Origin of the sequence: Verminephrobacter aporrectodeae subsp. tuberculatae At4 (genome assembly GCF_000193225.1) — a bacterium.
In the GTDB taxonomy this organism is placed as follows: domain Bacteria; phylum Pseudomonadota; class Gammaproteobacteria; order Burkholderiales; family Burkholderiaceae_C; genus Acidovorax; species Acidovorax aporrectodeae.
Window position 1 is genome coordinate 1 of sequence record NZ_AFAL01000975.1, and the last position, 9142, is coordinate 9142.

Consider the following 9142-nt stretch of genomic DNA (forward strand, 5'->3'; position numbering starts at 1 on the left):
GCTCGTCAAGGCGCCCAAGTCCTTCGACGTGCTGGTCACGGGGAATATGTTCGGCGACATCCTCTCGGACGAAGCCGCCACGCTCACCGGCTCCATCGGCATGCTGCCTTCGGCCTCGCTCAACAGCAGCCAGCAGGGTCTGTACGAACCGAGCCACGGCAGCGCCCCCGACATCGCCGGCCAGGGCCTGGCCAACCCGCTGGCAACCATCCTCTGCACCGCGCTGATGCTGCGCTTCAGCCTGAACCAGGAAGCCGCTGCACAGCGCATCGAAGCCGCCGTGCAACAGGTGCTGACCCAGGGCCTGCGCACGCCCGATATCCACAGCGAGGGCACGACCCGGGTCGGCACGGCGCAGATGGGCGACGCCGTGGTCAAGGCACTCGCCGCCCAGGGTTGATGCACGCCGCCCGCGGGCGCGGATAGCAAGCTAAGCCGCTGCGGAAGCCGGAATCCAGCGGTAGAGCGTAGGAACGGACACGCCAAGATTCTTGGCCACGTCCCGAGGCGGCACACCGTTGGCCAGCAGCTTCTTGGCTGACTCGATCTTGCTGTCGGTCATCTGTCGCTTGCGCCCGCCCGTGCGTCCGAGCCGGCGGGCGACCTCCAGCCCGGCGCGCGTTCGCTCGACCGTCAGCTCACGCTCCATCTCGGCCAGACTGGCCATGACGTGAAAGAAAAACCGGCCGGACGGCGTGCCGGTATCGATGGCGTCGCTGAGGCTTTTGAACTGGACCTTCTGCATGCTCAAGCCGGTGACGAAATCCAGCAGATTTTTGACGCTCCGGCCGAGACGATCCAGCTTCCACACGACGAGGGTATCGCCCTCGCGCAGCATCTCCAGCGCCTTGGCCAGACCAGGCTGCTCTGCCCGGCTATCACTGATCTTGTCGTCGAAAACCTTCTTGCAGCCGGCCTTCTTCAGAGCCTCGATTTGCAGATCAAGAATCTGATCCTGCGTCGAGACACGCGCATACCCGATCAGCATGATCGAATCGCACGCAGCGCGCAGCCGCAAACGCGCGCAGCCACTTCAGCGCGCCTTGATTCCATGCTTTTGCGGCCCAGCTTCACCCTTCTGCCCCCTCGGTTGCAGCGGCAACAAGCGCAAGCGCGTGCGCTTCGGGTCGACCGTCAGGAGCGCGCCTTCTTCCAGTTCGGAGGCCATTTGCCGCAATGCCATGACGACCTGTTTGCCAATCGCATCCGGGCTGACATCCTCGGCACGAATCTGCACCACGCTGGGCTTCTCGCCATGGGTGGCAGCGAGGATCGCACCAAAGTCCAGATCGTGTGTCAGCACCACGCAGTGGGTCGCGCTGGCATAGGCCATGATCTCCGAGTCCGGCGCGTCGTAGGCCCCGAGCGTTGACCAATGCGCCGCCTCGGCCCCTGCATCGGTCAACACATCGACCCAGCGCGGCGACAGGTTCATATCGACCAGCAGCTTCATGCAATGGCCAGCGTGACCTCGCGTTCATCCGCACGCCATGCAGCGTAGCGAAGCGCCTGCATGATGTCGTCGTGCTCCAGGTAAGGAAAGTCGGTCAGGATTTCATCGACGCTGTGGCCTGCTCCGATCTGGCCGACCACCATGCCGACCGTGACGCGCATTCCGCGAATGCACGCCTTGCCCCCCATGACTTCCGGCTGTTGCGTGATGCGGTTGAGTGGACCCATATTGCTGCTCCTTATCGAAACTCGGTGTGATGGTAGTGATTCGAGAATAGTATTCCAAGAACTATTTGTGAGAATGCGGGCTACCTATGAGCCGACGCGAATGTCGGTACCGCGCCGATGCATCTCAGCCAGGAAGCGCGCCACGCAGCCTTGCGTCACGGCTTACGTATACGCTAAGATATACGCACACAAACCACCACGCGCTTCAGCATGCCCCTGACCCTCTACGACAAGATTTGGAATGCGCACCGCGTGCACGCATTCTCCGACGGCAGCACGCTGCTGTACATCGACCAGCACCTCGTCCATGAAGTGACGACGCCGCAGCCATTCGACGGGTTGCGCCTCGCGGGCCGGCGCGTGCGCCGACCGGACGCGACCTTGGGCGTTGCCGACCACGACATTCCCACCACGCCTGGCCGCTCCGACGACTGCGAGGACCCTGAAGCCAGGGTGCAGCTTGCGCTGATGCGCCAGAACACCCGGGAGTTCGGAATCACCTACTTCGGCTACGAGGACCCGCGCCAGGGCATCGTGCACGTGGTGGGCCCCGAGCAGGGGCTGACCCAGCCGGGAATGACCGTCGTCTGCGGCGACAGCCACACCTCCACCCACGGCGCCTTCGGTGCCTACGCGGTGGGCATCGGCACCTCCGAGGTGGAGCACGTGCTGGCCACGCAGACGCTGATCCAGAAGCGCTCCCGGAACATGCGCATCACCTGCACGGGTGCGCTGCGCCCGGGCGTGGCGGCCAAGGATCTGGTGCTCGCCATCATTCGCCAGATCGGCACCGCCGGCGCCACCGGCTGCGTGATCGAGTTTGCCGGCCCTGCGATTCAGGCGCTGTCCATGGAAGGCCGCATGACCCTGTCCAACATGGCCATCGAGGCCGGTGCGCGCGCGGGCCTGATCGCGCCGGACGAGACCACATTCCGCTACCTCCAGGGCCGCCCGGGCGCGCCCCAGGCCGGGCACTGGCAGCAAGCGCTGGCCTACTGGAAATCGCTGCCGTCCGATCCGGGCGCACACTACGACGCCGAGGTCGGGATCGATGCATCCCAAGTGGCGCCGATGGTGACCTGGGGCACCAGCCCGCAGGACGTGGTTCCCGTGACCGCCGTGGTGCCCGACCCGGCGACCGCCAAGGACGAGGCCGCGCGCGAAGCCGCCGCCGCTGCGCTGGAATACATGGGCCTGCGCGCGGGCCAGAAGATCTCGGACATTGCGCTGGACAAGGTGTTCATTGGCTCGTGCACCAACAGCCGCATTGAAGACCTGCGTGCAGTGAGCCAAGTGGTGGCCGGCCGCAAGGTCGCCCGCCATGTGCAGGCGCTGGTGGTTCCGGGCTCCGGGTGGGTCAAGCGCCAGGCTGAGCGGGAGGGAATCGCCCAGACCCTGATCGACGCCGGCTTCGAATGGCGCGAGCCGGGTTGCTCGATGTGCATCGCAATGAACCCGGATCGGCTGCAACCGCAGGAGCGTTGCGCATCGACCTCGAACCGCAACTTCGTCGGCCGCCAGGGCCCGCGCGGCCGCACCCACCTGGTGAGCCCTGCCATGGCGGGCGCTGCGGCCATCGCCGGCCATTTCGTCGACGTCCGCGACTGGAAGTGAAGCCCATGGAAAAATTCACCCGCGTCCAAGGCTACGCGGCGCCCATGCCGATCGCGAACATCAACACGGACATGATCACCCCGAAATACATGCTCAAGTGGGTGACCAAGACCGGACTGGGCTGGGGCCTGTTCCGCGAATACCGCATGCGCAACGACGGGTCGGAAAACTCGGACTTCGTCCTCAACCAGGAGCCGTGGCGCAAGTCCCGACTCATCGTGGCGCTGGAGAATTTCGGCTGCGGCTCCTCGCGCGAACACGCGCCGTGGGCACTGTACGACTTCGGCATCCGCAGCATCATCGCGCCCTCGTTCGCCGACATCTTCTACAACAATTGCTTCAAGAACAGCCTGCTGCCGGTCATCCTCAGCCCCGAGGAAGTGGCCGCCGCAATGCAAGAGGCAACAGCCGGCCGCCAGATCAGCGTGGACCTGCCCGAGCAGACCGTGACGCTGGAGGACGGTCGCCAGTTCCGCTTCGAGGTGACCGGGTTGCGCAAGCACTGCCTGCTCCATGGCCTGGACGACATTGGCCTGACTTTGCAGCAGGCCGCCAGGATCGACCAGTTCGAGCAGGATCAGCGGGCTCGCCAGCCCTGGCTGTACGAGCGCGCGCGCATCAGCTGATGCATCAGATCTGGTGGATATTCAGCGAACTGAGAAGCTGCTCCAGGGTTCTGGACCAATCCTGGCGGTGCGCGCCGTGGATCTTGCGCGCGATCTGCGGTCGCTTCTGCCGGATGGCGTCCACCAGGGCGCCGTGGTGCTGCACCGAACCGACCGGCTTGTCGCGTAGCCTCAGGGTGAACAGCCGCACCCGGTGCGACTGGGCGAACATCAGCTTGGCCATGCGCGCCAGGCGCTGGTTGCCGCACAGATCCACCAGCCGGGCGTGAAAGCGTTCGTCGGCTGCGGCCCAGGCGTTCAGGTCGTCGTGCTCAAGGGCAGTGGCCATGCCATCCACGCATTCCTGCAGCGCCTGCACCTCCTGGTCGTTGGGGTTCTTCTGCGCCAACAACTCGGCCGCCACCGTTTCCAGCGGCGACAGCACCTGGTAGATCTCGTGGATGTCGGCCAGCGTGATGGGGGTGATGCGATAACCGTGTCGGCGCACCGCCTGGACCAGGCCCTCGGACTCCAGGCGCGCAAGGGCCGCGTGCACCGGCGTGCGACTGACCCCCAGTTCCTGCGCAACCACGTCCTCCAACAGGTGGCTGCCGCCCGGAATCTGGTTGTTCATGATCTTGTGCCGCAAGCTCAGGTAGACCGAGTCACTGGAAGTTGGCTTGGCGTCCGGGGTGTTGCTCATCTGAAAGATTTATTCGTTGACATGGCTGGAGTGCCAGCATATTGTCGCGTGCTGTTATGTATACGCACAATGATTCTGTAAAGAATTCTCACTCCCATGGCAACCCCTTCCAGCATCCCTTTCAACGGCAGGATCCTCTTCCTCTGCGACGATCCGCAGCGTATTGCATTGCAACTCACCGGTGTGGACTTCACGCCGGCCCAAGCGGGAACACTGCGCGACAACGTCTCCACCGACGAGATCACGCCCACCACCGTGATGACCGTGTGCGACGAGCGGCTCGGTGACTATCCCTACGTGGGCCTGCGCATTCGCGACGAGACACCGATCGGCAAGGGCGCGATCCGCCGCGCCGGCTTTGCCGTGGTGGTCGGCGGCAAGCGCTACGGCAAGGGCTCCTCGCGCGAGAACAGCCCCATGGCCGAGTTGGCCGCCGGCGTCCGACTGGTGATCGCCGAGAGCTTCGAGCGCATCTACCGCCAGAACGCCCACAACGTGGGCCTGCTGACCTCCACCGACACCGGCCTCATCGAGCGCATCCAGGCCGGCGAGGCCATCGCGTTGCACGAGTTCACCGAAGGCCACGACGATCTCAGCCAGCGCATCATCCGTGCAGGCGGACTGCTGGCCTTCTCCCGGCAGCACATGCCGGGCCCGCTCGCCCGGGCCACACCGGTGGCGACGGAACGCCCGCGCAGCCTCGCGCACAAGATCATCGAGCGCCACTGGGTACGCGCGCCCTGGCAAGCGGCCAACGCGCCACCGGAGGTCGGCGACGGCATCTTTCTCACGGTGGATTGGCGCTTCTCGCACGAATACTTTACCGGCATGGCTGCGCACCTGATGCACGGCACTTTTGGCAAGCCGGCGCCGCTGCACGACCCGTCCACCATCGTCGCCTTCGAGGACCATCTGACCTACGTGACCCGCAGCCCGGTGCACCAGGAAATGGGCCTGATCGATGGCGTGCACGATCTGCGCCAAGGCCACTGCGACTTCGTCGGCGGCTACGGCGTGCAGGGGCACGGCGCGCTGCCGGACGGTCCGGGGTCCGAAGGCATCTGCCACGCCATGATGGCCGAGCGCTACGTCCTGCCGGGCCAAGTGGCGCTGGGCACCGACTCGCACACGCCGCACTCCGGCGCGCTGGGCGCGCTGTGCTTCGGCGTGGGCGCCACCGACATGGCGAATGCCTGGGTCACGGGCCTGGTGCGCTGCAACTATCCGGGCGTGTTCCGGGTGGAACTGCACGGTGAATTGCAGCCCGGCGTGCACGCCAAGGACGTGGTGCTGGAACTGCTGCGCGCGCCCTGCATCGCCGAGGGCGGCGGCATCGGCATGGTGTTCGAGTACACCGGCCCGGTGACCGAGCGCATGTCGGTGGACGAGCGTGCCACCCTGACGAATATGGTCGCCGAGTTGGGGGGCTTTACCGGCATCGTGGCGCCCGACGCGCGCACTGTGGCCTTCCTCCGGGAGCGCCGCGGCGTCGATGTCACGATCGAGCCCTGGATGCGCAGCGACCAGGGCGTGGTGTACGAGCGCAGCATCTCCATCGACTGCACGCGCATCGAACCCCTGTTTGCCGCCCCGGGCGACCCGGGCAACGGCGTGCCGTACAGCCGGATCGGCCGCAGAGTCCCGGTGGACATTGCCTATGCCGGCTCCTGCACCGCCGGCAAGCGCGCGGATTTCGACACGTACCTGGAAGTATTCGCCTGGGGCCTGGCGCACGGCCTGAGGGTGCCGGACAGGGTGTCGCTGTTCCTGCAGTTCGGCACGCAGGACGTCCGGCGCTATTGCACGGAACAGAACATGCTGCCGGTGTTCCAGGCCGTGGGCGCGGAAATGCTCATGCCAGGCTGTGGCGCCTGCGCCAACTGCGGACCGGGCGCCTCCACCGCAACCGGGCAGGTGACGGTCAGCGCCATCAACCGCAACTTCCCGGGCCGCTCCGGCCCCGGGAAGGTCTGGCTGGCCAGCCCCTCCAGCGTGGCCGCCAGCGCTTTGGCTGGCGAGTTGATCACTTTCGGTGAACTGAAGAAGCGCGCCGCAGGCAGCGCCGGCACGACCTCCTTGCACACAATATGATCACCCCCGGCGCCATGGGCGCTACCATGACAGCGCGTACCAAGAAGGGCCGTGCGCCAGCCCGTGCAGGGCAGGTTGCACGACAGACAGATCAACCAATGTATGGAAAGGATGGGTTCACCAACCCAGGCTTGCGAAGATTCCATCGAGTGCGATGGCAAACGGGTCCGACCACGGTCATCCCTGTTCGTCACCCCACCGCAGAGGGATCTTGCGAATGGAATGTGCAGCCCGATTGATTGCATGAGCCACTTCACACTGACATCGCCTGAATTCAAGGATCAGGATCCGCTGCAACGGGTGCATGAGTACGACGGCTTCAGCGGCAGCGGCCAGAACCGTTCGCCCGCGCTGCAATGGCAGGGCGCGCCAGAAGGCAGCAAGAGCTTCGCGTTGACGCTCTACGATCCGGACGCGCCCACCGGCAGCGGCTTCTGGCACTGGATCCTGTTCGACGTCGATCCGTCCGTCACCCGAATCGCCGCCGGCGCAGGCCCCGGCGATCTGGAAGCAATCGGCGCCCAGGCCAGCAACGACTACGGCACCACGGGCTACGGCGGCCCCTGCCCCCCCAAGGGCTCGCCGGCACACCGCTACATCTTCACCGTGCACGCGCTGAGCATACCCAAGCTGGGGCTGCCGGGCAGCACGCCCAACGCGGTGCTGCGCTTCATGATCTACCAGAACACACTCGCCACGGCCACCCTGACCGGCCTCTATAAGCGCTGAGGCGGAGGTACGCCTTGCTGTAACGGTCCGGGCAGCTGAACAAATGGGGCCGGACTATGGCTAAAATGATTAACATTCGGTCAGTCAACTAAACAAAAAGCCAATCTCGGTAACAGCTTTCCAACAGCATCGCTTGCAGAATCCGACAGGAAGGAACCTTCTTCATGAGCAACAGCCAGTCCCGTTTTCGTCCACGCCCTGCGCGCCTTTTGTGGGGGCTGGCGCTGAGCGCGATCCTCACCGGTTGCGCCAACATGCAGAGCCACGACAAACTGGCCAGCGAGGTGCAAAGCGCCGGGCGCGCGGGCGGTATTGCCGCGGCACTGACGCATCTCGAAAGCACGGCCAAGACCGAAGAGGAAAGGACCGCGCTGCTGTTCAACATGGAGCGCGGTGAACTGCTGCGCATGGACCGCCGCTACCCCGAGAGCACGCAGGCCTTCCTGCTTGCCGACAACAAGGTCAAGGAATGGGAAGACACCGCCAAGACCAACCCGGCAAGCTCCTGGGCATGGTGGGCGCCACGCTGATCAGCGAGCGCCTGAAGGTCTACGAGGGCCAGGACTACGAAAAGGTCTGGCTGACCACGCGCCTGGCGCTCAACCGCGTCGCGGTGGGCGACTTTGAGAACGCCCGCGTGGACGTCAAGCGCACACACGAGCGCGAGGCCGTGATTGCCGAATTCCGCGCCAAGGAAACCCTGGCTGCGGAAGAGGAGGCCAAGTCCAAGGGCGCCACAGCCGGCGGCAAGGAAATCAACGGCTACCCCGTGCAAACGCTCAACGATCCGGAGGTGCTGGCGCTCAGGAACGGCTACCAGAACGCGCTCAGCCACTACCTGGCCGGCTTCCTGTACGAGGTGCTCAACGAGCCCGGTCTGGCTGCCCCCGGCTACCGCAAGGCCATCGAACTCAAGCCCGAAACCGGGGTACTCGAAGAGGGCCTGCGTGGCCTCGACGAGCGCACGGGCTTCACCTGGAAGCGCCGCCAGCGCATGACCGACGTGCTCTTCGTGATCGAGGCCGGCGACGCTCCGGCGCGCAAGTCCAAGGCCTTTACGCTGCCCGTTCCCACCGGGAGCGGAATGATCACGGCGAGCATTTCCTACCCGGTGATCGAGCCGTCGCACGATCCGCTGCTGACCCGTTTGTCGGCCGCCGGCAGCGATTTGAAACTCGAAAAAGTGGTTGACCTGAACGTGATGGCGCGCCGCGTGCTCAAGGACGAAATGCCCGGCATGGTGCTGCGCAACGTCACCCGTGCCATAGCCAAGGGCGTGGTGCAGAACGAGTTGCAGAAACAAGGCGGCCTGATCGGGGGGCTGCTTGGCATCGCCGCATCCACGCTCACCGAGCAGGCCGACGACCGCATGTGGCGCATGCTGCCCGGCCGCGTGTACGTGGCCCGCGGCTACCTGCCGCCGGGCGAGCACCGCGTCTCCATCGATGGCCGCGAACTGCCCACGCCGATCAAGATCGACGGCCAGTACGCGCTGGTGCCGCTGCGCATGTATGAAAACAGCGTGCTCATCGGCGACGTCGCCACGCTCGGCCAACTGCCCACCGCCGCGCTTGCCGCAACGCCTCCCCCGGCGCCCGTTGCAGCAGTGCCCACTGCGCCGCCGCCTGCCGCTGCCGCCGCCCCTGCGCGCAGCGCCAGCAAGCGCCCCCCGCGCACGGCGGCCAATCCCGCGGCCACCGCGCCGCGCCAACTCCCGTGA

11 protein-coding genes are annotated in these 9142 nt (G+C 65.7%); 7 read left to right on the plus strand and 4 right to left on the minus strand.

From position 1 onward, the window contains the following. On the plus strand, positions 1-400 hold a 400-nt coding region (locus VTU_RS0123850), incomplete at its 5' end, for an isocitrate/isopropylmalate family dehydrogenase (protein WP_010110091.1). Positions 401-430: 30 nt separating this feature from the next. On the opposite strand, the gene VTU_RS0123855 is transcribed toward VTU_RS0123850, so the two are convergent. From VTU_RS0123855 to VTU_RS0123865, 3 genes are read right to left on the minus strand one after another with little or no spacing between them, the layout of a single operon-like run. After that, positions 431-988, minus strand: a complete 558-nt coding sequence (locus tag VTU_RS0123855) for a recombinase family protein (RefSeq protein ID WP_010110092.1) — start codon at positions 986-988, stop codon at positions 431-433. A gap of 45 nt (positions 989-1033) precedes the next feature. Next, positions 1034-1453: a DUF5615 family PIN-like protein gene (locus VTU_RS0123860; RefSeq protein ID WP_010110093.1), complete on the minus strand. Its 420-nt coding sequence runs from the start codon at positions 1451-1453 to the stop codon at positions 1034-1036. Next, complete coding sequence (locus VTU_RS0123865; protein WP_010110094.1) at positions 1450-1680, minus strand: DUF433 domain-containing protein; 231 nt, start codon at positions 1678-1680, stop codon at positions 1450-1452. The genes VTU_RS0123860 and VTU_RS0123865 overlap by 4 nt, the downstream gene beginning before the upstream one ends. Positions 1681-1890: 210 nt before the next feature. On the opposite strand from VTU_RS0123865, the gene leuC reads away from it, so the two are divergent. Together leuC and leuD are read left to right on the plus strand one after the other, a co-directional pair. Beyond that, positions 1891-3294: a 3-isopropylmalate dehydratase large subunit gene (gene leuC, locus VTU_RS0123870; protein ID WP_010110095.1), complete on the plus strand. Its 1404-nt coding sequence runs from the start codon at positions 1891-1893 to the stop codon at positions 3292-3294. A 5-nt stretch (positions 3295-3299) separates the two neighbouring features. Continuing rightward, positions 3300-3920 (plus strand): 3-isopropylmalate dehydratase small subunit, encoded by a 621-nt coding sequence (gene leuD, locus VTU_RS0123875; RefSeq protein WP_010110096.1) that lies wholly within the window; start codon positions 3300-3302, stop codon positions 3918-3920. 4 nt (positions 3921-3924) lie between these two features. Here the strand turns inward: leuD and VTU_RS0123880 are convergent, their stop codons facing one another. Beyond that, on the minus strand, positions 3925-4602 hold the full coding sequence (locus VTU_RS0123880) for a GntR family transcriptional regulator (protein ID WP_010110097.1): 678 nt from the start codon (positions 4600-4602) through the stop codon (positions 3925-3927). A gap of 96 nt (positions 4603-4698) precedes the next feature. Between VTU_RS0123880 and VTU_RS0123885 the strand changes: the two genes are divergently transcribed. From VTU_RS0123885 to VTU_RS30165, 4 genes are all read left to right on the plus strand, one after another. Then, positions 4699-6693, plus strand: a complete 1995-nt coding sequence (locus tag VTU_RS0123885) for an aconitase family protein (RefSeq protein ID WP_010110098.1) — start codon at positions 4699-4701, stop codon at positions 6691-6693. 243 nt (positions 6694-6936) lie between these two features. Further along, a complete protein-coding gene (locus VTU_RS0123890) occupies positions 6937-7422 on the plus strand; it encodes a YbhB/YbcL family Raf kinase inhibitor-like protein (protein ID WP_010110099.1) in 486 nt (161 codons plus the stop codon). 164 nt (positions 7423-7586) lie between these two features. Then, positions 7587-7952, plus strand: coding sequence for a hypothetical protein (locus VTU_RS35300; RefSeq protein WP_236610862.1), 366 nt, complete (start codon positions 7587-7589; stop codon positions 7950-7952). Further along, positions 7892-9142, plus strand: a complete 1251-nt coding sequence (locus VTU_RS30165) for a COG3014 family protein (RefSeq protein WP_236610863.1) — start codon at positions 7892-7894, stop codon at positions 9140-9142. Before VTU_RS35300 ends, VTU_RS30165 begins: the two co-directional genes overlap by 61 nt.

Coding starts and splice junctions, on each gene's coding strand:
- VTU_RS0123855 (WP_010110092.1), bottom strand. CDS start 988: ATGCTGATCGGGTATGCGCGTGTCTCGACGCAGGATCAGATTCTTGAT.
- VTU_RS0123860 (WP_010110093.1), bottom strand. CDS start 1,453: ATGAAGCTGCTGGTCGATATGAACCTGTCGCCGCGCTGGGTCGATGTG.
- VTU_RS0123865 (WP_010110094.1), bottom strand. CDS start 1,680: ATGGGTCCACTCAACCGCATCACGCAACAGCCGGAAGTCATGGGGGGC.
- leuC (WP_010110095.1), top strand. CDS start 1,891: ATGCCCCTGACCCTCTACGACAAGATTTGGAATGCGCACCGCGTGCAC.
- leuD (WP_010110096.1), top strand. CDS start 3,300: ATGGAAAAATTCACCCGCGTCCAAGGCTACGCGGCGCCCATGCCGATC.
- VTU_RS0123880 (WP_010110097.1), bottom strand. CDS start 4,602: ATGAGCAACACCCCGGACGCCAAGCCAACTTCCAGTGACTCGGTCTAC.
- VTU_RS0123885 (WP_010110098.1), top strand. CDS start 4,699: ATGGCAACCCCTTCCAGCATCCCTTTCAACGGCAGGATCCTCTTCCTC.
- VTU_RS0123890 (WP_010110099.1), top strand. CDS start 6,937: ATGAGCCACTTCACACTGACATCGCCTGAATTCAAGGATCAGGATCCG.
- VTU_RS35300 (WP_236610862.1), top strand. CDS start 7,587: ATGAGCAACAGCCAGTCCCGTTTTCGTCCACGCCCTGCGCGCCTTTTG.
- VTU_RS30165 (WP_236610863.1), top strand. CDS start 7,892: ATGGGAAGACACCGCCAAGACCAACCCGGCAAGCTCCTGGGCATGGTG.